18 protein-coding genes, 2 pseudogenes and 1 other annotated feature are annotated in these 22425 nt (G+C 40.8%); of the genes and pseudogenes, 9 read left to right on the top strand and 11 right to left on the bottom strand.

Annotation, left to right across the window (positions count from 1 at the left end):
• Positions 1-158 precede the first annotated feature (158 nt).
• On the bottom strand, positions 159-1670 hold the full coding sequence (locus tag O4M77_RS15110) for an aldehyde dehydrogenase family protein (protein ID WP_166134673.1): 1512 nt from the start codon (positions 1668-1670) through the stop codon (positions 159-161).
• A 201-nt stretch (positions 1671-1871) separates the two neighbouring features.
• On the opposite strand from O4M77_RS15110, the gene O4M77_RS15105 reads away from it, so the two are divergent.
• Together O4M77_RS15105 and O4M77_RS15100 are read left to right on the top strand one after the other, a co-directional pair.
• The gene (locus tag O4M77_RS15105; RefSeq protein WP_166134676.1) at positions 1872-3053 is read left to right on the top strand and encodes a helix-turn-helix domain-containing protein; all 1182 of its coding nucleotides are present in this window, start codon (positions 1872-1874) and stop codon (positions 3051-3053) included.
• Positions 3054-3289: 236 nt separating this feature from the next.
• A complete protein-coding gene (locus O4M77_RS15100) occupies positions 3290-4351 on the top strand; it encodes an RNA-guided endonuclease InsQ/TnpB family protein (protein WP_166134679.1) in 1062 nt (353 codons plus the stop codon).
• A gap of 144 nt (positions 4352-4495) precedes the next feature.
• Here O4M77_RS15100 and mdh read toward each other — a convergent pair whose 3' ends face one another.
• The 4 genes and pseudogenes from mdh to O4M77_RS15080 form a co-directional block, all read right to left on the bottom strand.
• Positions 4496-5668 carry an iron-dependent methanol dehydrogenase gene (mdh, locus tag O4M77_RS15095; RefSeq protein WP_159123511.1) on the bottom strand — a complete coding sequence of 391 codons (1173 nt, stop codon included), beginning with the start codon at positions 5666-5668 and terminating at the stop codon, positions 4496-4498.
• A gap of 255 nt (positions 5669-5923) precedes the next feature.
• A complete protein-coding gene (locus tag O4M77_RS15090) occupies positions 5924-6196 on the bottom strand; it encodes a hypothetical protein (protein WP_166134682.1) in 273 nt (90 codons plus the stop codon).
• Positions 6193-6537 (bottom strand): annotated as a pseudogene (locus O4M77_RS15085) (PepSY domain-containing protein); the annotation flags it as partial. The pseudogene O4M77_RS15085 and the gene O4M77_RS15090, both read right to left, overlap by 4 nt.
• Before the next feature lie 39 nt (positions 6538-6576).
• A pseudogene (locus O4M77_RS15080) lies at positions 6577-7654 on the bottom strand (IS3 family transposase).
• Positions 7263-7379 (bottom strand) — a sequence feature (AL1L pseudoknot). Its footprint overlaps the pseudogene before it by 117 nt.
• A gap of 159 nt (positions 7655-7813) precedes the next feature.
• Between O4M77_RS15080 and O4M77_RS15075 the strand changes: the two are divergent.
• Positions 7814-8248, top strand: coding sequence for an Imm44 family immunity protein (locus O4M77_RS15075; RefSeq protein WP_166134684.1), 435 nt, complete (start codon positions 7814-7816; stop codon positions 8246-8248).
• A gap of 225 nt (positions 8249-8473) precedes the next feature.
• Positions 8474-9436, top strand: coding sequence for an IS30 family transposase (locus tag O4M77_RS15070; protein ID WP_166134686.1), 963 nt, complete (start codon positions 8474-8476; stop codon positions 9434-9436).
• A 64-nt stretch (positions 9437-9500) separates the two neighbouring features.
• On the opposite strand, the gene O4M77_RS15065 is transcribed toward O4M77_RS15070, so the two are convergent.
• The 4 genes from O4M77_RS15065 to O4M77_RS15050 all read right to left on the bottom strand — a co-directional run bounded on the left by O4M77_RS15065 (position 9501) and on the right by O4M77_RS15050 (position 13306).
• On the bottom strand, positions 9501-11693 hold the full coding sequence (locus O4M77_RS15065; RefSeq protein WP_166134689.1) for a PhoX family protein: 2193 nt from the start codon (positions 11691-11693) through the stop codon (positions 9501-9503).
• A 204-nt stretch (positions 11694-11897) separates the two neighbouring features.
• On the bottom strand, positions 11898-12656 hold the full coding sequence (gene tatC / locus O4M77_RS15060) for a twin-arginine translocase subunit TatC (protein ID WP_004812200.1): 759 nt from the start codon (positions 12654-12656) through the stop codon (positions 11898-11900).
• On the bottom strand, positions 12653-13075 hold the full coding sequence (gene tatB / locus O4M77_RS15055; protein WP_166134692.1) for a Sec-independent protein translocase protein TatB: 423 nt from the start codon (positions 13073-13075) through the stop codon (positions 12653-12655). The genes tatC and tatB overlap by 4 nt, the downstream gene beginning before the upstream one ends.
• 9 nt (positions 13076-13084) lie before the next feature.
• On the bottom strand, positions 13085-13306 hold the full coding sequence (locus O4M77_RS15050; protein WP_034171713.1) for a Sec-independent protein translocase subunit TatA: 222 nt from the start codon (positions 13304-13306) through the stop codon (positions 13085-13087).
• Between the two features lie 394 nt (positions 13307-13700).
• Here O4M77_RS15050 and O4M77_RS15045 point away from each other — a divergent pair.
• Positions 13701-14523, top strand: a protein-coding gene (locus O4M77_RS15045) for an IS5 family transposase (RefSeq protein ID WP_180012291.1) whose coding sequence is annotated in 2 segments (ribosomal slippage) — positions 13701-14081 and positions 14083-14523 — 822 coding nt in all. Because the reading frame shifts where the segments join, the coding sequence is not laid out codon by codon here.
• Between the two features lie 283 nt (positions 14524-14806).
• Here O4M77_RS15045 and O4M77_RS15040 read toward each other — a convergent pair.
• Together O4M77_RS15040 and lipA are read right to left on the bottom strand one after the other, a co-directional pair.
• Positions 14807-15898, bottom strand: a complete 1092-nt coding sequence (locus O4M77_RS15040; RefSeq protein WP_048881925.1) for a hypothetical protein — start codon at positions 15896-15898, stop codon at positions 14807-14809.
• A 256-nt stretch (positions 15899-16154) separates the two neighbouring features.
• Positions 16155-17129 (bottom strand): lipoyl synthase, encoded by a 975-nt coding sequence (gene lipA / locus O4M77_RS15035; RefSeq protein ID WP_075166809.1) that lies wholly within the window; start codon positions 17127-17129, stop codon positions 16155-16157.
• Between the two features lie 342 nt (positions 17130-17471).
• Between lipA and O4M77_RS15030 the strand changes: the two genes are divergently transcribed.
• The 4 genes from O4M77_RS15030 to lpdA are packed head-to-tail and all read left to right on the top strand — an operon-like array spanning position 17472 to position 22418.
• Positions 17472-18434: a thiamine pyrophosphate-dependent dehydrogenase E1 component subunit alpha gene (locus tag O4M77_RS15030; RefSeq protein WP_075166713.1), complete on the top strand. Its 963-nt coding sequence runs from the start codon at positions 17472-17474 to the stop codon at positions 18432-18434.
• 15 nt (positions 18435-18449) lie between these two features.
• Complete coding sequence (locus O4M77_RS15025) at positions 18450-19469, top strand: alpha-ketoacid dehydrogenase subunit beta (RefSeq protein ID WP_048881927.1); 1020 nt, start codon at positions 18450-18452, stop codon at positions 19467-19469.
• A gap of 1 nt (position 19470) precedes the next feature.
• Positions 19471-21006 (top strand): 2-oxo acid dehydrogenase subunit E2, encoded by a 1536-nt coding sequence (locus O4M77_RS15020; protein WP_166139588.1) that lies wholly within the window; start codon positions 19471-19473, stop codon positions 21004-21006.
• 11 nt (positions 21007-21017) lie between these two features.
• Complete coding sequence (gene lpdA / locus O4M77_RS15015; RefSeq protein WP_166139586.1) at positions 21018-22418, top strand: dihydrolipoyl dehydrogenase; 1401 nt, start codon at positions 21018-21020, stop codon at positions 22416-22418.
• The last annotated feature ends 7 nt before the right edge of the window (positions 22419-22425 follow it).

Genomic DNA, 22425 nt, shown 5'->3' with positions numbered 1-22425 from the left:
AGCAAAATAAAAGCTTAATAATTTAATTTTCTAATAATGGTATGGTCTTAGCAATCGCAACTTGACATCCTCTCCCCCTTAAAAGATGTTGCTGATATTTTGTGAGAGCTAGCTAGCATACATTCAAAGCGAACCGAAGTTCGCTTTTATTTCACTTCTTAAAAGAACCCGGCTGGTTTGGTCGAATAGCTGACTAGCAAGTTTTTAGTCTGCTGATAATGATCCAGCATCATTCTATGATTCTCACGCCCAATCCCTGATTTTTTATAACCACCGAAAGCCGCATGGGCAGGGTAGATGTGATAACAGTTAGTCCAGACCCGACCTGCTTGAATAGCACGGCCTGCACGGTAAGAGGTATGCGCTGAGCGTGACCAGACACCGGCACCAAGTCCATAAATCGTATCATTGGCGATCTTGATCGCATCATCGAAGTCTTTGAAGGTGGTCACAGCCAGTACAGGCCCGAAGATTTCTTCCTGGAAGGTCTTCATGTCATTGGTGCCTTTAAAGATGGTCGGTTCAATATAGAAACCTTGACCGACTTCCTGACGTGCTTCACCACCAGTCAGGATCTGTGCACCTTCTTCACGGCCAGTGGCAATACAGCCCAGAATCTTGTCCTGCTGTTCCTGAGAAGCTTGCGCGCCAATCATAGTATCAGTATCCAGTGGATGACCGGTTTTAATGCGTTGTACCCGTTCTACTGCACGCGCTAAAAACTCATCGGCAATACTTTCCTGTACCAAGGCCCGGGAAGGGCAGGTACAGATTTCACCCTGGTTCAGGGCAAACATGGCAAAGCCTTCCAGAGCTTTGTCCAGATAATCGTCTTCCTGATCCATAATGTCGGCAAAGAACAAGTTTGGTGATTTACCGCCAAGTTCCAGAGTCACTGGAATAATATTTTCAGTCGCATATTGCATGATCATCTGACCCACGGCGGTTGAACCGGTAAAGGCAATCTTGGCAATGCGTGGATTGGTCGCCAGTGGACGGCCGACTTCGACCCCATAGCCATTGACGATATTCAATACGCCCGGCGGCAAAATGTCCTGAATCAGTTCAGCTAGCACCAGAATACTGACCGGAGTCTGTTCTGCAGGTTTCAGCACAATACAGTTGCCTGCAGCCAAGGCTGGCGCGAGTTTCCAGGCGGCCATCAGAATCGGGAAGTTCCAGGGAATGATTTGTCCGACTACACCAAGCGGTTCATGAAAATGGTAGGCGATAGTATCTTCATCAATTTCGGAAATGCCACCTTCCTGAGCCCGGATACAGCCGGCAAAATAACGGAAATGGTCAATGGCCAGTGGAATATCGGCAGCCAGCGTTTCACGGATCGGTTTTCCATTGTCCCAGGTTTCTGCTACAGCCAACATTTCCAGATTTTGTTCCAGACGGTCGGCAATTTTCAACAGAATATTGGAGCGGGTGGTCGGCGATGCTCTGTTCCATTGTTCTTTGGCTTTGTGCGCTGCATCCAGGGCCAATTCAATGTCTTCTACAGAAGAACGCGGAACCTTGGTAAAGACTTTGCCATCTACCGGAGAGATGTTGTCAAAGTATTCACCTTTGACCGGAGTGACCCATTCGCCACCAATGAAATTATCGTATTGTGCTTTAAAATGAACTTTTGAATCAGGTTGATTAGGATCGACGTAACGCATATGTATTTCCTTTGCTTATTTTCGTGTGACCAAACTGCTTCTACAGCTTTGGTATAAGGTACTTATGTACGCTATTTGATTAACATAACTGGTATAAGGTTGGAGAAAGGTTGGAGTGAAGCAGGTTTACACTCTTTTCGATCCATCTAAAAAATAACGATTACAGCGGATGTAAATCATGAATTGTTGTGAGAATAAGGAATGATGACAAAACAAGATTTGATGCAGAAAAGGCGCGATGCTGATCAGTTTCGGCAAAGCAGCAGTTTGTCTCCCTTGCATGCAGAGCAACTGGAACAAAGTATTGCCAGTTCTTGGCAACGTTCATCTTTGGCCGAAATCCCTAAGAGTCGTTTAGCAGCACCGCTGACAGATGTAAAAAAGACTGCCTCTTCTTCAACTTTAGCCCACGCACTTCGCCATTGTGCACAGGATTTAAAACATATTGCTGAACAGTCATCTATGGTGCTGGCGGTTGGAGATATCGGCAGTACCATCATTTGGGCAGCCTCTAGCCCACAAATGCAAAGTGCTGCAGAAAGTGTACACTTTATTGAAGGAGGGCAATGGCGTGAAGAGCTAGTCGGAACTAATGCACTGGCATTGTCCTTAAAAACTCAACAATCTAGCTGTGTCTTTTCCAGTGAACATTACATGTCCTCGATTCATGATTGGGTTTGTTACGCCGCTCCGATTATTGATCCCTATTCAAAACAGGTTTTAGGTGTCATTGACCTTTCTACCACTTGGCAAAAGCATAATAGTTTGGCACTGTTGGCTGCTGAGCGCTGTGCCACAATCATTCAGTCTGCCTTGCAGGAATGTCAAAAACAGCGCTTATTTATCCGGGCTTTTACAGTGCCACAAGTACTGTTTAATGGTAAAGTTTTAGTACTTACTCCTCGCCAGATTGAAATTCTGACTATTCTAGCCTTATGCCCGCAGGGTCTGAGTCTGGACACCTTGCATCAGGCCTTATATGGTGAACGTAAAGTCAGTATCGGTACTCTAAAAGCAGAAATGTCGCAGCTGCGCGATATATTGGGTGGCATGCTTGGCTCTAGACCTTATCGATTACTGGCGCATGTAGAGGCTGACTTTTTACTGACAGAGCAATCTCTGGATGCTGGATATATTGATTCCGCCTTGAAGTTGTGTACCGGTGTATTTCTGGCCAAAACAGAAAGTCCATTTTTATGTGCTTGGCGCGATTGTCTGGAATCACGTTTAAGTGATGCTATTTTCAAAGCAAATGAAACCGATGTGTTGCTGAAACATGTGGCACATTTCCCTGAAGCGATTGATGCGGTAGAACGCCTGATTGAGCTGATGCCCAAAACCCATCCTGTCCATCAAACCCTGTTAAAATATAAAAATCTTTAAAAGCCGGAGCATCGATCGGTAGAAGGCTAAAACAGCAAAATCCTGGAATATGGAGCATCATCTTTGCTTACTGCGGGTTAGCTTATCAATTTAGCCTGAATCCGATTTTAAAATTTTATCAAATGGAGTGTAAAGTGCTGTCCTTCAGGGCAGAGAGATAAGCGACACGACATGAAATGTCGTTGGATTTTTTTTTAAATCAACACCTTTAATTTAACATGAGCTAATATAAGCCCATGAAAACACTTAAATTACGTATAAGAGACAAACATTGCAAGATGCTAGACCAATTAGCATCTGAGGTAAACTTTGTCTGGAATTATGTCAATGATTTAGGGTTTAAACATTTAAAAAGAAAAGGTGAATTTCTATCAGCTTACGATGTAGCGAAATACACAAAAGGCGCATCTAAAGAATGCAACCTACATAGTCAAACCATTCAGGCTGTGACAGAAGAATTAGTAACAAGACGCAAGCAATTCAAAAAAGCAAAGCTAAAATGGCGTGTAAGTAACAAGAAATCAGCAAGGCGCTCTCTTGGTTGGATACCCTTTAAAAAGGTAGCCATCAAATCTGCTGATGGATCTGTTCAATACGGTAAGCACCAATTCAAGCTATGGGACAGCTACGGATTAAGCCAATACCGCATTAAAACAGGCTCATTTGTTGAGGATAGTCGTGGTCGCTGGTATGTCTGCCTGGTGGTGGATTCACCTAAGCAAGCCAAACCAACCGTAACGAAAGCGATTGGTATTGATCTTGGCTTAAAAGATATTGCGACCTGTTCTGATGGTACAGTCATTTCCAATCCCAAGTTCTATCGCAAGTACGAGCAGAAATTAGGAATTGCTCAACGAGCGAGAAATAAAAAGCGTGTTCGTGCATTACACGCCAAAATTGCAAACTGTCGTAAAGACCATTTGCACAAGGCCAGTACCCAACTTGTGAGGGAAAATGCACTGATTGTTGTAGGTGACCTGAGTGCTAAAAAGCTTGTAAAAACTAAAATGGCAAAATCGGTTTTAGATACAGGGTTTTCAAAACTTAAAACAATGCTCAAGTATAAATGCGAGAACGCAGGGGTAATGTTTGAGGAAGTCAATGAAGCCTATACCACCCAGATCTGCTCGTGCTGCAAGCAAATATCAAGCAGTAGTCCGCAAGGTAGGGTTGATCTTGGAATAAGAGAATGGACATGCCAGAGTTGCGGTACAGTCTGGCAGCGGGATTTAAATTCCGCATTGAACATTCTTGCGCTTGGGCATAAGCGTCTAGCAGTAGGAATCTCCTTCTTTTAAGGGGGAGAGGATGTCAAGAAGGGGGAAGGATCAGCCAAGAGCAGAAAAATGGGTTCTTTCTCTTGGCATACTTCCTTAGAAAGCGAAACAGGGGCTGCTAAAAATGTAAGTCAGATGATTGGAGAGATGACTTACAGGAAGGCATTACATTGCCGCTTTAAAAATATCCACCACTTGAGCATGATTGGCCTTACGTGGATTGGTCAACATGCAGGCATCTTTTTGTGCATTTTCCGCCATGATGGCCAAGTCAGCTTCTTTTACATTCAATTCCGTCAGCCCAGATGGAATACCAATTGAAGCCGAAAGCTGACGAATGGCGCCAATCGCTTCATAAGCTGCTTCAGTTACGGTTAAGCCTTCTGTATTCACCCCCATCAATTGCGCAATTTTGGCATAACGTTCAGGACAAGCAATCAGGTTAAATTCACAAACATGCGGGAGCAGAATTGCATTACAAACACCATGCGGCAAGTTGTAGAAGCCTCCGAGCTGATGTGCCATCGCATGCACATATCCTAAAGAGGCGTTGTTAAAGGCCATTCCGGCAAGATATTGGGCATAGCTCATGGCATCCCGTGCTTCCAGATTATCCCCATTCGCCACTGCCGGGCTAAGCCATTCGCTGATCATGGTAATCGCCTTTTCTGCACAGGCATCAGTGATTGGATTTGCTGCTGTAGACACATAGGCTTCTACTGCATGCGTCAAGGCATCCATACCTGTTGCCGCAGTCAGCCCTGCAGGTTTGGCCAACATAAGTTTAGGGTCATCAATCGCAATGAGTGGTGTACAACGCCAATCTACAATCGCCATTTTCACATGGGTATCGGTATTGGTAATAATACAGAAACGTGTCATCTCCGAAGCTGTCCCTGCCGTAGTATTGATTGCAATCAGTGGTGTCATCGGGACGGTACTTTTATCAATCCCTTCATAATCACGGATATGTCCGCCACCTGCAGTGACTAGGCCAATGCCTTTGGCACAGTCATGTGATGAACCCCCACCTAACGATACAATAAAATCACAGGCATTTTCATTATAAGCTGTAACTCCATGATGCACGTTAATATCAGTTGGATTGGGTTCCGCGCCTGGGAAAATATAACTGTCAACACCCGCCTCTTTCAAATAATTTGCAATCTCATCTGCAACACCAAATTTAAACAGCCCCGCATCAGTTACAATCAGCGCTTTCTTGGCACCTAAATTTTGTGCTTTTATCCCGATTTCTTTAGCACAGCCGGGACCAAAAAGTGAAACACAGGGAATATAAAAACCGTTAGTTTGATCTGAAATATTTTTAAAAGCCATGGCTTGATTCCTTCTACCATTCATTGATTATTTTATCGGTGACCCTCACCGTAATATGAGTATTGGATGAAGTTAAAAAGAATCCTACCTACCAAATACCTACCAATTTAAATTTTTGATTCTAGCCAAAATAATGAATCTGAAATATTTAAAAATAGGTTGGCAAGGTTTAGCAGATACTGGGTAGATTGGTTCAATAGAAGGCATGTAAGTAGCGCACTAGGCTGTTTGCTACTTTCTGATTTTAAATAAATACTAAAATGCTTTATTCATTTTTAAGATAAAAATAAACAGTACAGGGCTTAGAAATACCCATAGAGCCACAAAGCTGATACTGTAGCTAAACCGGGTCCGTAATAGAACCATTGCGACGAATAAGAAAATACCTGCTGTGAATTTAGTGTACGTAGGAAAATTCGCTAAAAAAGCGTACCGAGATTTTCGGGTTTTTAGGATCTGCTTTGCACTTACCGCATAAAAACCAAAACAGCTCAGCCAAAGCAGACCGATCACTGCAATCCATATCATGTTGATGATTCCTGTTGCGTAATTTTTAGTTTGGCGTGAATTTTATTGACCGCCTTTTGCTGAATAGGGGTAATTTTCTGGTGTAACAATAGGGCGAGAAGTGCCAAGTTCCACAGCATCAGATCGATTCGCAGAAATGGCCAGTAAGTCGTAAAAGAATCAATATAATCATGGAAAATGAGATAATAAATATTGATCAGCGGCAGCATAAAAGCAGTACCAATCAGGATTTTAAGCTGAATTTTCCATAAATATTGCTGCGGTGTTAAACATGCCAGAATGAAACTGCCGAGCCAAATACTGAAAAAACTATAAATCTCATAATTTGGTGCACCTACAGGTGAACCGTACCGGGTTTGTCGGAGACTTTTTTATTTAAGTTAAGCCACCTGACCTAACAGGTTAATCTTATCATCGAACATTGTTTCAAACTCAAAAGGTGGCACATAACCTAGCGCACTAGGTACACGTTCTTTATTAAACCAATCCACCCAATTTAATGTCATAAGTTGTACATCTACTAAACCTTGCCAATCTGCATTTAAATATTCAATCACCTCTGTTTTGTATCAGCCATTCACCGTTTTAGCCAGTGCATCAAGCACCATATCTGTATTCTTACGTGTCGATACTTTCTAGCCAACAATTGCACATGAAAACACATCAATAATAAATGCGGTTTAGACCTAACCTGAATGAGTTTGAATATACGTGAAGTCCCCCACCTGAGAAGCATTGCTTCGCAAGGGTTTTGATGATCAGCCCTAAAATTACGTTTCACTAAATCATCTGCTCTTTTTTGATCATCTCGGCTACGGGTGGTTTGTTTATTCTTACCACGCCAAACACCTTGTATACCTAGCTTCTGCATCAATCGAGCAACTGTACAGCGTGCAATAATATAACCTTCACGTTTCAGTTTTTGCCAGACTTTACGAACGCCATACCGCCTCGAACTTTCTTTCCAAATTCGTTTAATTTGTTCAGCATGATGCACATCATGTAGATCTCGTTTCGCTCAATGTTCTGGATTTTCACAGAGATCTAAAGTCCGGTAATAGGTTGAAGGTGCGATAGGTAAAATTCTACAAATCGCCTCGACTCCGTACAGCTCTTTATTATGATGGATAAAATCCACCATTATTTGTGTGGGCGGTCGAGCTCCGCCTGGGCGAAAAAAGCAGCTGCTTTACGTAGAATTTCGTTAGCACGTTGCAGTTCTTTATTTTCACGTTCGAGTTGTTTAATCCGTTCTTGATCTGAAAGTTGCTGTACTTTAACTGGATTTTGTTGATCGAGATGTTTTAAATACCAAACACGTAGTGTTTCAGGAGTACAACCTATCTTGGGTGCAATTGCTGTGATTGCAGCCCAATTCGATGGATAATCTTTTTCGGATTCAATCACAAGATGAACCGCTCTATCTCTGATTTCAGGGGTATATTTTACTTTTTTCATCGGGGCATTCTCTCAGGAAAGTTGGTCTCCGACAAACCCGGTACGGTTCATTTAGCCATTAAAAAGCACCCTTCAAATTAGACTAAGAGTGTCCAACTTTCGGGGTGCAGATTAGGATGTCGGGGTTTTTTATTATTATAATATTAATGGGTTGTATTGATGAAAGTATGGTTAAGCGCTGAATTAAGTAAAGAAGTTTTAACTGAAGAGCAAATTCTACAGGAATGTAAAGCACGTAATGCAGTTGTTGATACCTTAAACCTGAGGCTAAATGATAAATTCTATAATATTCCCTTAAATAGTTGGGATTGTATAATCATTATAATGGGTGAAGATAGTTTTGAAGAACGTATCTATTATTCTATTAAACGCCAAAATATGGATTTTCGCTTAAGAATAGATCCTACGACCTTTAAGGCCACAGACGACTTAGGACGAAAGAAACTTATTTTTTCTACGCTTTTAAGGAGTATAAATTTATTAAAAATTAAGTTTGAAAAAGTTCGCCCAAAACTTAATTCAAAAGTTTTTGAAGAGCTAGAAAGACTTAAAGAGGATGTACTAAATATTGCAAAAGAAGAAAGTTGGATTTAGCATTTAATTTGAATAAAAATATAAATTTTTTGAGCACTCATTTAATATAAAAATACTTTTTAATATTTAAATATCTGTTTTGACTCATTAACTCTTAAAATGAAAAAACTCAAATATTTAGAAACGCGGATTCAAATACCAAGTGCGACACATTTGTATTTAGTTGAAAAAGTTAGGTGTATTAGAATCATTAGACTTTTTCAACTCGCAATTGGAAAGCACACAATGAAGCAATACACCCAACTTTCTCAAGAAGAAAGATACGAAATTTATGCTGCTTTGAAAAGTAAATCTTCAATCTCCACCCTTGCCAGAGAGCTTGGACGTTCCCGATCAACCATTTATCGTGAGATCAAAAGGAATACAGGACAACGTGGCTATCGGGCTAAACAGGCTGGGCATCTCTCCAGCCAACGACGATATCGATCCTCATCTCAGATGACAGATTTCGCTATAATCTACATCCGTTATCTGATTGCTCTGGATTGGTCACCTGAACAGGTTACGGGGGCTTTGAAACAACGTGGCTGGTTAGATGTCCCATCGCCTGAATGGGTCTATCAGTACATTTATCAGGATAAATCTAAGGGTGGAAAATTGCATCAGCATTTAAGACACCAGAAAACATATCGCAAGCGGGGTTATAAAAACACAGATCGTAGAGGTCAACTTGTTGATAGAACAAGTATTCATTGTCGTGATGAGGTCACTGAGAAACGTCAACGCCTAGGTGATTTTGAAGGTGATACTGTAATAGGCAAGAATCATAAGGGAGCATTATTAACCCTGGTTGAACGCAAGAGTCTGTATGTACATATTGTTCATTTGGGGCAAACGAGAACCACAGCTAAAACGATCTCGTGTGCTTTAGCATGTTTGCGTAATAGTCATGCCTATAGTGTGACCTTTGATAATGGCAAGGAATTCTCAGAGCATAGGCGGATAACGGACGCAGGCATAGAGACTTACTTTGCAGATCCGTACAAGTCTATTCAACGAGCCAGAAATGAAAATACGAATGGTCTGATCAGACAATATCTGCCAAAATCCTCATCGTTTGATCATGTTTCAAAAGAGCGGATAGAACAGATAGAGACTGCTCTAAATAATCGTCCTAGAAAGACACTGGGCTGGTATACACCCAGTGATATTATGGCTGGTTTTTATACTGTTGCACTTGCCGCTTGAATCCGCCAAATATTAAAAACAAAAATGCCGGCATTGAGCCAGCATTTTGAGAGAAGCTAAATATTTAGCCTGCAATAACACCACCATCCTTGCGAGTGATGACCACCGTTGCAGAGCGTGGTCGAGAAGTGGCAGATGAGTTAGTCTGTGAAGCTGGCCAATGACTGGTTGGTTTGTTGTAGGCCGGGGAATCTTCCCCAGGATGCTGTACATTAATGAAAATAGCTTTATAGTCCGGTGTCATGGTTACACCTGTAATCTCACAGTCTTTCGGACCTGTCAGGAAACGACGTAAAGTCTGATCTGTGACTTGAGCACCAACAATAGTTTCCTGCCCTGAAGAGGTGGTTGCTCGAGTACCATCTCCAACCTTACCAGGAAGTGCAGCCAGCATCATACAATTGGTCGTATCTGTATAAGCACCATCATCAGTTTGAATCCAGAGTACTCCGCGGGGATCAAACCACATACCATCTGGCGAAGACAGGTCATTATTATCATTTAAACCCGACAGGTTGATGTTCTGTGCCATTTTGGCTTCAGCACCAAACAGATAAATATCCCATTTGAACGTTATAGCTGTAGTCGTATCTGCATCTTCATGTAAACGGATAATATGACCATTCACATTACCTTTGCCACCTTCCGGATCGTTATAGTTACGTGGATTGGCAGCATCTAGCGCATGCGTGGTACCGCGGTTAGAGTTATTGGTCAGGGTAACATAGACTTCTCCATTCTCAGGATTGACCGCAACCCATTCCGGACGGTCCATTTTAGTCGCGCCTACGCTATCTGCTGCTAGACGAGCAAAGGTCACGACATCTGCCTGAGAACCAAAAGGATAGGTACTGTTCAACTCATTTAAACCGTTGCTACCATAACTCAGCTCAATCCATTGACCGCTCCCGTCTGCATTGAATTTGGCGGCATAAAGCTTGCCATGATCCATGTATTTATCTCCGGCTGCATAGCCCCTATTACGGTCTTTTTCGCTCCATTTGTAGTCAGAGACAAACTTATAAATATATTCTCCACGCGAGTCATCACCCATATAGAAAGCGAGATTATCGTCTTCACGCGCCCGACTGGCACGACAATCCTCATGGGCAAAGCGACCTAAAGCCGTTCGTTTAACCGGATTTTGCCGGCTATCAACAGGATCAATTTCTACAATCCAACCGAAAGTATTCGGACCATTCCGGTAATCCTGACTTGCATCATCGGCAGTAACATCTGCACTCCAGCGATCATAAAGATCCTGAGGTTCAATTGTACCTACTGCAGATTCCCAGCCATAACGCGAGCTTGCACCTGCTTTTAAGCCATAGCGTTCCAGAGCAAGCTTTTCTTGCGGCACACGATTAGCATCATCAGTTTTGCTACGAACAAAATAACCAATAAAGTTTTCTTCAGTGGTGAGATAGGTACCCCATGGGGTATAGCCGTTGCCACAGTTGTTATGCGTGCCACGGGTTAATTTTCCACCTGGTGAAAAACGTGTAGATAGAAGGGCAGACCCACTCGCAGGACCTGAAATGCTCATGACAGTTGAAGCAGTAATACGGCGGTTATAAATTGAATTTTTGACAATTTCTACTTTTTGATTGGAATTGTCTTTTTTGATATGAACGATTGAAACACCATGCGCATTGGTCTCACGAATGACTTCATCTTCAGGGCGACGACCATCGACTTTTGTTGGACCTTGAGGATGTAAAAAAGTTGGATTGATATATTCGTGGTTCATGACCAGCAGACCGTGCTCAGACACAGTCGGGTCATAGCGGCCAGTAGCGATGTTCAAGCCAAAAAAACTCATTCCATCATGGCAGTCACCGGAACGGAACTGAAAGCTTGGTCCGTTCGGGATATTGTTATCATCCCAATCTGGATAGGCAGGGTTAATTGAATCTCCAAGTGCATACAGGACATTGGCTTCATAACCGTCTGGCACAGTAACGATGTCATTTAAGTTTTTGGCCACTGGCGTGAAGTTGAGTTGCTCTGGTTTTGTATTGGGATCAATAGCAGGCGGGTTTGGTGCGGTCTCGGTTGGCGGTACAATAGAATCATTATCGTTGTCCCCACATCCAGTCAAAGAAGAGGCAAGAGCCAATGCTGCAGCCCCACTTGCAGTTTTGGCAATCAAGTCACGACGCGATATGGATTGTTCTAAAATATCCCGAAAATGATGATTATCTGATGTATTATTATCCAATTCCTGATTTTCATCATAAGGTAAGTAATCTGTCATTCTTTTATTCCCATAACTAAGGTCTGGTTGTTTTAAAGTCAGGAATAAATTAGCGGTTGAATATGACAGTCAGGTGAAGCTAATATTGCGGATTTATTAAATATAATATTGATTTATATATTAAAAATAAAAGCAGCTTAAGCTGCTCATAGAGTATTTTCTTCTTTTATGTTCTTTTTATTATTATTCAGTTATGTCCGGTCATCATTTTTCTATCCATTTTCCTGCCGCTAAGCCTAGTTCAAATAACAGCCACATTGGAACAGCTAACATAATCATTGATAGGGCATCGGGTGGTGTCACAAACATGGCAATAAAAAAACATCCCACCACAATAAATCGTCTTTTTTCCACCAAGGTCTGTGTGCTGACAACACCAATTATAATAAGCAGGAGCGTGATAATAGGGATTTCAAACGTAAATCCGAAAACTAAAAATAGTTTTAAACAAAAAGCCAGATAACTATTGATATCGGTCATCGGTGCAACAGTGTCAGGTGATACGCTGATAAAAAAATGAAGGATAGAAGGTAAAGCGATTAAATAGGCAAAAGCAATACCTGCATAAAACAGTACAATACTGCTGATTAATAGTGGTAAAGCTAACTTTTTTTCTTTTAGGTACAATGCTGGTCTAATGAAGGCCCAAAGTTGATACAAAATAAAAGGCATGGCGATAAGTAAAGCAATAAAGAAGTTCAACTTAAATGGAGCCATGAAAGTCGCAGTCACATCTGTTGCAATCATGCTAGAGCTTTCAGGTAACTGAGCGCGTAAAGGCTTTGATAAAAGCTGATAAGTTTGGCTTGCAAAAGGCAGTAAACATAAGAATAGTCCTAATAATACGCCCACAATTTTGAAAAGGTGCTTTCGCAGAATCACTAGATGCCTGGTAATTGGCATTTCTTCTAACGGGATTTGCCGGGTATCGTTGTTGGTTTGAGTCGAAGGCAAAATACTCATACGGCCACCTTTATATCAGCATAAATTTTTTCTTGTTTTGTCACTTTATTCAGCTGGATTGGCGGTAAATGAACAGGTGAAACTGATTCATTAATTAATTGGTAAGTCAGCTCATAGTTCAAAAGATGTTGTTCCGGATTTCTAATGATGGGCTGATGGATTACATTTATATTATCCATTTGTGCCTGCATTTTGATTTCTAATTCCTGAATACGTTTCAGCTCGCTTTGCATTTGTTCCCGTAGTTCCGATAGTCGCAATTCACGGTCAAGATCATTTTGTATATTGCTGGCGATCCTTTTGATTTTGGCTGACCATTTACCTATAAAACGTATCGCTTCAGGGAGTTTATCTGGTCCAAGAATGAGCAAGGCAATTGCCCCAAAGACCAACAGCTCAGTCATTCCAATATTGAGCATAGCAATACCTCAATTCTTGATTGAACTCTCACTGGCTTTAACTTTCGCATCAATCGTTCGAGGGTACTGAAGTTGAGCTGCCTCAGCTTCTTCTTCTTCACGGACAGATTTCTTAAAGTCCTTGATTGCACCCCCTACATCTTTTCCTAGATTTTTTAGTTTAGAAGTACCAAACAGTAAGATCACTACAATTGCAAAAATTAGTACATGCCAGATGGATAACCCTGCCATATTTTATCCTCATTTAATCTTTTTAAATTTATTGGCTTATATCAACACTAACAAATGACAGAGCTATGAAGATTTGATGTCAATTTAAAGACAAGAATGGAGAAGGGAAATTTACAATGAGGTACTAACAACCAGTACAAAGTTAGTACCGGATTGATTCTGTTAAAGTATTATTTTTAATTCATTCAATCAAATAGTTAGCCAGCTATATCTAGCTTAATAATTTAAGAAAACTTGCAATTAAAGCTCTCAGTCATTTATCTATATCAATGAATTTATTATCATTTGTTATGTGTTTAACTTATGTTCACCTAAAGTCTAGTTCATAATTTTTTTAATAAATAATTAATATTAGACCTCTTGCGAAAGTAAAAACTGCCTCAATATAGATTTCATGAAATATCAGAAATTAAATCGTTTTTCAGATTCTGAATTCCAGCGCTTGGTTGGTGTACCTCGAGCAGTTTTTAGTGAAATGGTCGAAGTTTTAAAAGAAGCAGAATCACTTAAAAAGAAATTAGGGCGTCCTCATACTTTAGCTATAGAGGATCAATTATTATTAACACTCAATTACTTACGGAGCTACAACACCCAATTGGAATTGGCGGCAAATTACCATATCGCTGAAAGTAATGTGAATCGAACTATTAAAAAGGTTGAAGATGCATTAATGAAATCAAGACGTTTTACCCTGCCAAAACGAAGCATTACCACAGCAGACGAACAATTTAACTGGGTAATTATTGATGCGACAGAATGTTTAATAGAACGCCCGAAAAAAAAATCAGAGTAAGTTCTACAGTGGTAAAAAGAAGAAACATACGTTAAAAGCCCAAGTGATCTATCATCCGAAGAGCAAACAAATCATAGGAGTAGATATATCGTCTGGCAGTCAGCATGATATTAAATTGGCAAGAAAAACAGTTAAGAAATTCAAACATTGTGACTATGTTATGACCGATTTAGGGTACTATGGGTTAGAGCAAGATGGCTTTAAATTATTGATGCCAATAAAGAAAAAGAAGAATTTACCCTTATTTGATGCTGAGACAAATTACAATAAAATGATTGGAAAAATACGAGTTGTAATCGAACACATTAACAGTCAATTGAAAAGATTTAGAATACTAAGTGAACGCTATCGAAATAGACGGAAAAGATTCGGTTTACGCATTAACTTAATCGCTGCACTGGTAAACCGGATGAACTTGCAATAACGACTTTCGCAAGAGATCTATTAATATTAAATAGTTATCTTAATAAAATCCGCAATTTTACTTGTGCAAGTTTATGAACCTACTATGCAAATTTAAATCAACATGCTTAAAATCACATTTTAATATCGTTATTGTCGATGGTGGTCAGGCTGGGCTTTCAGTGAGCCATTATTTCAAACTGGCCAATTCAAACACAATAAAGATCTTTAGATGAACAATTTCTATCTGCTACACAATAAAACCTTATTCAATAAAACTTTAGAGTTGAAGCAACAAATCAAATTTAAATCAGATTTGAAAAATAATTACGGTAGTTGCTGTCCTGTGGTAATAATTCTAATAAACGCTGTACCGCATCAATACGATCATGTGTTTGCCCAATAATCCGTAATAATTGATCGGTATCCTTTATTTGATAAATCAACTGGCTTAAACGGGCATCAAAACAATGTCTCCAAGTACTGAGTAAAGGGCTTTCTGATTTAGATAAAAAGCTACCTTTATATAGCGAGAATGTACTCGAAATAAGATTTGCATTTAATGATTGTTCAGCACGTAAAAAATCACATTGGACTTCACAGGTAAGCCTATAAATCCGAGCCTCAATTGAATGAGGTAATAGGCTACGAAGTTGTGAAAGCTCAGCCTTTAGGGTTTTTAGGCTGACATTACGCTCACCATAAAGGGCATAGTGTAACTCTTCTAAACCAATCCCGTACGGATACAAAGCTAAAATGCAAAGTATTTCAATTTGACGGTGAGTCAAGTTCAAAGTATGCCCATTAAATTGAACCCAGGGCGAACCTAGCGCTTTAATGTATAAAAAATTTTTCTGTTCAAATTTTATTGCTCGCTGTATTAAGTCTGCACAGCGTTCCACAGCAAGAATGCCTAGAGGGGTATGTTTTTTATATTTTGTGGAAAGATTGATAATGCCATGAAATTGACCTGAAGTCGGATCCCAGATAGGTGCTGCATAACAAACCCAATCACGAACGCTGTCCATTTGGTTTTCATGAGAATATACACAACTTGATGTTTGGCTATTTAATGTCATACCAATCGCATTGGTCCCAACCGCCTGCGTTGACCAATGGCCACCTTCAATAAAATGTACCTGTTCAGCAGAAGAAAGCATCGCGGAACTACTCCAGGTCCATAACAGAGTACCATGGTGATCTGTAAGACCAATTGCCATATCGGAATCATCAGCAATTCTTAATAAATCGGCATAATTATGCTGAATAGAGCGGCGGAATAGGGAAGTCTGATCTTCTTGAGGCAAAGCCAAAACGGGTGCAGCCTGAACAATATGCTGATTAATTAAATGTGTTGTTTGCAGCTTTTTTGCTGGTGCTGTATTGAACAGGTTCATATCATATTCCTTTATGATTAGACTGTAATATCTTTAAACTTCAGAAATCAATTTCCAGATCTATACTCATTCAATCTTTTCTTACGTGTACCAAATCATTTTTTCTTGGATTCGTTAAATAACCTTTTTTGGGTTTTACCAGCCTTTTAGCTACTTTAAAAGTGTTGTTATGGACTGGAAATGACTATTTTTATCTGAAGTGTTAATAAAAGTAACCATTATGTTGATAAATAGGATCCTTTAAATGATGAAAATGTCATTCACGCACGTAGGGCACAGGTACAGCCTCACCATAATACTGGCGGTCAGCAAAATAACTCGATCGCACTAATGGTGCACTCCAAATATTCTTAAACTCTAAGTGCTCTCCATGAGTTTGATAATGTTTAAACTCTTGCAATGTAACAAAACGATGAATTGGCGCATGTGATTTGGATGGCTGTAGGTATTGGCCGATTGTGACATAATCAATTTGATAATCTTTCAAATCATTTAATAACGCAATAACCTCAGCTTCAATCTCTCCTAAACCCACCATCAAACCACATTTCGTTGGGATATCAGGGCAGTAGTGTTTAAATTTCTTAAGTAAATTCAATGAATGCTGATAGTCAGCGCCTGGTCGCATGGCTTTATACAGGCGTGGCACGGTTTCAATATTGTGATTAAAAACATCAGGTGGATTTTTGCTCAGAATTTTAAGTGCAATATCTGCGCGACCACGAAAATCAGGAACCAAAACTTCAATCAAAGTGTCTGGACTAGTTTGACGAATTTCTCGAATGCAATCTGCAAAATGCTGTGCACCGCCATCTTTTAAATCATCTCGGTCAACGGAAGTAATCACAACATACTTTAAGTTTAGATTCTTCACTGTTTCAGCCAAATGCAGTGGCTCGTTAATATCTAAGGCATTAGGACGGCCATGCGAGACATCACAGAATGGACAGCGTCGAGTACAGATATCTCCCATAATCATGAATGTTGCTGTTCCACTACCGAAACATTGCGGCAAGTTAGGACAAGCTGCTTCTTCGCAAACGGTATGTAGTTTTTGTTGTCTTAATAAATCCTTAATGATTTGGACTTCCTCAGGTCGACTAATTTTAGTCCGGATCCATTCTGGCTTTTTCGGTATCGTTTCCGTTGGAACAACTTTAATTGGAATACGCGCCATTTTTTTAGCGCCACGTAGCTTCTTTCCAGTTAATACTGGGTTATTTAAATCCATTTCAAACACTCCGTCGTTTAAAATAATTAATATTGAGCCTGATATTAAATAAGCTGCTTTAAATGCATTAATAATATTAAAACAGGGCAAAAAACTTATCATATAAAACAAAGGTTGGTTAAAGGTTTGTTTTTGTATATAGCTGAATAATATTAAAAAATTTACAAATTTCTTAATTTTATAAACCATTGTTTTTAATGTTTATCTTATGTTTTTATGCATTATATTTTTTTAGTCTAATATGAAATTAAATAAAAATATTCTTATATAAATATACGATTTAAAAATCCAGTTATTCAATTTGGGATTTTCTTTTAAGCGTAGTTAATAAGGAATAAATATATGCAATTAACGGAAGAGCAATTGCTAGCAGCATACAAAAGAATGCGCGACATTCGTGAATTTGAGGATCGACTTCACGATGAAAACAATACAGGTGATATCCCAGGTTTCATCCATCTTTATAGCGGTGAGGAAGCTGTTGCCGTAGGGATCTGTGAAAATTTAACAGATAAGGACTTCATTACCTCAACACATCGTGGTCACGGACATTGTATTGCAAAGGGCTGTGACATTCACGCCATGATGCTAGAAATTTTTGGCAAAGATGATGGTTTGTGTCGTGGTAAAGGCGGCTCAATGCACATTGCGGACTTAGATAAAGGCATGCTCGGTGCAAACGGTATTGTGGGTGGTGGTCCACCTTTGGCTATTGGGGCAGCTTTAAGTGCTAAAACACTCAAAAATGGGGGGATTGGTCTATCTTTTACCGGTGATGGCGGTTCAAATCAGGGCTTAACTTTTGAAGCCATTAATATGGCTGTTGTGTTAAAGCTTCCTGTCATTTTTGTTTTTGAAAATAACGGTTTTGGTGAAGGTACTGCACATGATTATGCCGTAGGCAGTAAAGATATTGCAGGCCGAGCAGCAGGTTTTGGCTTACCCGCTGAAAAAGTAGATGGAACAGACTTTTTTGCTGTGTATGAAGTTGCACAAAAAGCCATTGAACGTGCCCGCCGTGGTGAAGGTCCGAGTGTGATTGAAACGGTAACCAACCGATTTTATGGACATTTTGAAGGTGATCCAGGGCTTATCCGTTCTAAAGAAGAACTGGATTATGTCAAAGAACATAAAGATCCATTGAAAATATTCCGCGAAAAAGTCAAAGACAAAATTGACGAAGCCAAGCTCGATGCGATTGACGCTCAGTCTAAAGCCAATGTAGACGATGCCGTTGCAAAGGCACGTGCAGCTAAGTACCCAGAAGTTTCTCAGTTACTTACCGATGTATACGTCTCTTACTAAAGGAATAGTAGAAAAATGCCAAATAAAAGTTATCGAAACGCGATTAAAGAAGCAATTGAATTAGAAATGCGCCGAGACCCAAGTGTCATTGTGGTCGGTGAAGATGTTCGTGGTGGACATGGTGGTAAAAATACCGATGATAATAAGCTGGAAGGTTTTGGCGGTGTACTTGGTGTAACCAAAGGCTTATGGACTGAATTTGGTTCTGAACGAGTCATTGATACTCCAATTACAGAATCAGCGATTATTGGTATGGCGGCAGGTGCTGCTGCAACGGGTTTAAGACCTGTGGCAGATTTAATGTTTATGGATTTTTACGGCGTGTGTTATGACATGCTGTATAACCAAGCAGCTAAATTTCGCTACATGTTTGGCGGCAAAGCCAAAGCGCCACTCGTTGTACGTGGCATGATTGGTGCAGGTTTTTCCGCAGCAGCGCAGCATTCTCAGTCGCCATATAACGTGTTTGCCTCAGTGCCTGGTTTAAAAGTGGTGGTGCCTTCAAGTGCCTATGATGTAAAAGGGTTGTTGATTCAAGCCATTCGAGATGACGACCCAGTAGTCTTTTGTGAACACAAGTTGTTGTACGACATTAAGGGCGAAGTGCCAGATGAGTCCTACACTATTCCTTTTGGTGTCGCAAATTACACCCGTGAAGGCACAGATATCACCATTATTGCCTTAAGTTTGATGGTGCATCGTGCCAATGAAGTCGCTGATAAGCTCGCAAAAGAAGGCATTTCGGTTGAAGTGGTTGACCCTAGAACCATTTCACCATTAGACGAAGATGGCATTTTAGAGTCAGTAGCTTCAACAGGTCGTGTGGTGATTGTAGATGAATCAGCAGCACGTTGTGGTTTCGGACATGATGTGGCTGCGCTTATTGCCCAGAAAGGCTTTCATTATCTTAAAGCACCAATCGAATTAGTCACTCCACCACACTCACCCGTACCATTTTCACCAGTACTAGAAAAAGAATGGCTACCTAGTGTAGAACGCATCGAACAGGCTGTACGCAAGACGTTGGAGGCTTAGGATGAGCGAAATTAAAACTTTAGAAATCCCAAAATGGGGTTTGTCCATGGAAGAGGGTACGATTGCCCAATGGCTGATTCAGGAAGGTACCCAATTTAGTAAAGGACAGGAAATTTGTGAAATTGAAACCACAAAAATCGTCAATGTATTGGAGGCACCTTTTGATGGCCTGCTACGAAAAATTATTGCTAACGATGGTGACACACTGGTCGTAGGTGGAATCATTGCAATTTGTGCAGACGCCCAAGTTTCCGATGCAGAAGTTGAAGCATTTGCACAGTCTTTAGGTGGAACACCTGCTGTAACTGGAAATAAAGCGGTAGCAGCGGTTCCTGAAAAAGTCGATGTGGCTCAAGTTGAAACCAAAGTACAAGCTGCTCCTAAACAGAACAGTGTTGGTAATGGATCAAAAGCGGTGACTCAGGGCGGATATTCTATTCCTGATGAGTTACAAGGCTACCAACAAAGTGATGATATTTTTGCAACGCCACATGCCTTGAAATTGGCTGAAAAGCATAATGTAAACTTGGCTCAGATTACGGGTTCTGGACGTGAAGGCCGTATCAGTGTTCAAGATATTCAGGCCGCAGTTCAAGCTGCTGGTGGTTCTTGGCCAGATGTACGTCATCAAGCTAGTACGAAAGCCGCGAAATCTAAAGCAGATGATAGTGATGTTCTAGCAACACCTGTTGCTCGCCGTTTGGCAAAACAATGGGGCATTAATTTGCATGATTGTCGTGCATCGGGTTCACGTGGACGAGTCTGTAAGGAAGATGTTGAAGCTGTATATCAACGGGAAAATCCTGTACAAGCTCAACATACTGAGTATGCGCATCCAACAGAGTCAGCAAAATTCACCACCGTAGCTATGAATGGTATGCGTAAAGCAATCGCTGCACGGCTACAAGCGGCAAAACGCAATGCACCACATTTTCGCTTAACGATAGACTTAAATGTTGAGTCGGTTCAGGCTTTGCGTCAGCAAATTAACAGTACTGTACCGCAAGTCAAACTGTCCATTAACGATATGCTGATTAAAGCTGCTGCTGCTGCACTGATTAAAGTTCCACAAGTTAATGTTCAGTTTGATGAAGAGAATCAGCAGATTTTACAGTTTGAACAGGCTGATATTTCGGTTGCTGTAGCCATCGAAAATGGACTGATCACGCCAATTATTAAAGCAGCGAACCGTAAATCTTTGGCGCAAATTTCCAATGATATGCGTGATCTGGCGACACGTGCCAAAACTGGAAAATTGGCACCTGATGAGTTTCAAGGGGGCAGTTTCAGTATTTCCAATTTGGGCATGCTTGGTATTCAACAGTTTGATGCCATTATTAACCCGCCTCAAGGTGCAATTCTAGCCTTAGGTGCAGCAGAGAAACGTGCTGTAGTTGAAAATGATGAGATTGTTGTTCGTGAAATGGTGACCGCAACATTGTCTTGTGATCATCGTGTCATTGATGGTGCGTTGGGTGCTCAATTCTTATCGGCATTTAAGCAGTTTGTCGAAAATCCTGCATTAATTTTGGTGTAGGAGGAATAGTCATGTCAGATACACAATTTGATCTTGTGGTTATTGGTGCTGGTCCTGGAGGATATGTCGCTGCGATTCGCGCAGCGCAACTGGGATTAAAAACGGCAATCGTTGAAAAACAACACTTAGGCGGAGTATGTCTTAATTGGGGATGCATTCCAACCAAGGCATTATTGAGCGGGGCTGTGCTTGCGCAGCAGTTCAAACATGCAGGGCAGTTTGGCTTTACGCTTAACGCGATTGATTTTGATATTCAAAAACTGGTCCATCATAGCAGACAGGTTTCTGAGCAACTGGTGCAAGGTATCGGTCAACTATTGAAAAAAAATCAAATCACTGTTTTTAACGCAGCAGCCCAGTTTATTGCCAAAGAGCAATTAGAGCTTACAGATGCGAATGGTCAAAAACAGCAGATTTCTGCACCGCATATTATTGTCGCAACAGGCGCACGTGCGGCCAATTTGCCTCATATTCCTGTAGATGGCCATCAGGTCTGGAGTTATAAAGAGGCTTTAGTTCCAGAACAATTACCAAAATCTTTACTGGTCATTGGTTCGGGTGCTATAGGCAGTGAGTTTGCAAGCCTATACCAAGACTTAGGCTGCCAAGTCACCTTGGTTGATATTGCAAAGCAGATTCTTCCTAGCGAAGACATTGAAGTTGCGAAGTATGTACAAAAGCAATTTGAACAGCAGGGTATGCAGGTTTTAACCGAAGCGACTGTAAAAAAAATAGAAACTGATCAGGCTCAAGTACATTGTCATATTGAAACTGCCACAGGTGTACAAATCATTACTGTTGAAAAGGTGCTTTCAGCTATTGGCGTGAAACCAAATGCTGAAAATCTTGGCCTAGAAGCTTTAGGTGTCGAATTAGAGAATGGTTTTATTAAAGTCGACTCATGGTGCAAAACTAATATTGTGGGCGTATATGCAATTGGCGATGTTGCAGGCGCACCGTGTTTGGCACACAAGGCCAGTCACGAGGCTATTCTTTGTGTGGAGAAAATTGCAGGTTTAGATCATGTACATGCTTTAGATCGTACACAAATTCCGGGCTGTATTTTTACCCATCCGCAAGTGGCCAGTATTGGTTTGACAGAACAGAAAGCGAAAGCTGCGGGCTTGAATATCAATGTGGGTAAGTTTCCTTTGCAAGCCAATGGTAAGGCATTGGCTTTGGGTGATAGCGCAGGATTCATTAAAACTATTTTTAGTCAGGAAACGGGTGAATTGTTAGGTGCTCACATGGTTGGACATGAAGTTACCGAACATATTCAGGGTTTTGCCATCGCAAAATACCTAGAAGCGACGGATGAAAGCTTAGCACAGGTCATTTTCCCTCATCCTACTTTGTCTGAGGCGATGCATGAGTCGGTCTTGTCGGCGATGCAACGTGCAATCCATATTTAAGGAGTCG

Source organism: Acinetobacter sp. YWS30-1, from assembly GCF_033558715.1.
In the GTDB taxonomy this organism is placed as follows: Bacteria; Pseudomonadota; Gammaproteobacteria; order Pseudomonadales; family Moraxellaceae; genus Acinetobacter.
This window is presented reverse-complemented; position numbering and strand designations above follow the sequence as displayed.

Excerpts from the sequence above, each read along its gene's own strand:
- O4M77_RS15075 (WP_166134684.1), top strand. The coding sequence starts at position 7,814 with ATGAAAGTATGGTTAAGCGCTGAATTAAGTAAAGAAGTTTTAACTGAA.
- lipA (WP_075166809.1), bottom strand. The coding sequence starts at position 17,129 with ATGGATTTAAATAACCCAGTATTAACTGGAAAGAAGCTACGTGGCGCT.
- tatB (WP_166134692.1), bottom strand. The coding sequence starts at position 13,075 with ATGCTCAATATTGGAATGACTGAGCTGTTGGTCTTTGGGGCAATTGCC.
- O4M77_RS15050 (WP_034171713.1), bottom strand. The coding sequence starts at position 13,306 with ATGGCAGGGTTATCCATCTGGCATGTACTAATTTTTGCAATTGTAGTG.
- O4M77_RS15105 (WP_166134676.1), top strand. The coding sequence starts at position 1,872 with ATGATGACAAAACAAGATTTGATGCAGAAAAGGCGCGATGCTGATCAG.
- O4M77_RS15070 (WP_166134686.1), top strand. The coding sequence starts at position 8,474 with ATGAAGCAATACACCCAACTTTCTCAAGAAGAAAGATACGAAATTTAT.
- tatC (WP_004812200.1), bottom strand. The coding sequence starts at position 12,656 with ATGAGTATTTTGCCTTCGACTCAAACCAACAACGATACCCGGCAAATC.
- O4M77_RS15100 (WP_166134679.1), top strand. The coding sequence starts at position 3,290 with ATGAAAACACTTAAATTACGTATAAGAGACAAACATTGCAAGATGCTA.
- O4M77_RS15030 (WP_075166713.1), top strand. The coding sequence starts at position 17,472 with ATGCAATTAACGGAAGAGCAATTGCTAGCAGCATACAAAAGAATGCGC.
- O4M77_RS15090 (WP_166134682.1), bottom strand. The coding sequence starts at position 6,196 with ATGATATGGATTGCAGTGATCGGTCTGCTTTGGCTGAGCTGTTTTGGT.
- mdh (WP_159123511.1), bottom strand. The coding sequence starts at position 5,668 with ATGGCTTTTAAAAATATTTCAGATCAAACTAACGGTTTTTATATTCCC.
- O4M77_RS15040 (WP_048881925.1), bottom strand. The coding sequence starts at position 15,898 with ATGAACCTGTTCAATACAGCACCAGCAAAAAAGCTGCAAACAACACAT.
- O4M77_RS15025 (WP_048881927.1), top strand. The coding sequence starts at position 18,450 with ATGCCAAATAAAAGTTATCGAAACGCGATTAAAGAAGCAATTGAATTA.
- O4M77_RS15020 (WP_166139588.1), top strand. The coding sequence starts at position 19,471 with ATGAGCGAAATTAAAACTTTAGAAATCCCAAAATGGGGTTTGTCCATG.
- lpdA (WP_166139586.1), top strand. The coding sequence starts at position 21,018 with ATGTCAGATACACAATTTGATCTTGTGGTTATTGGTGCTGGTCCTGGA.
- O4M77_RS15110 (WP_166134673.1), bottom strand. The coding sequence starts at position 1,670 with ATGCGTTACGTCGATCCTAATCAACCTGATTCAAAAGTTCATTTTAAA.
- O4M77_RS15065 (WP_166134689.1), bottom strand. The coding sequence starts at position 11,693 with ATGACAGATTACTTACCTTATGATGAAAATCAGGAATTGGATAATAAT.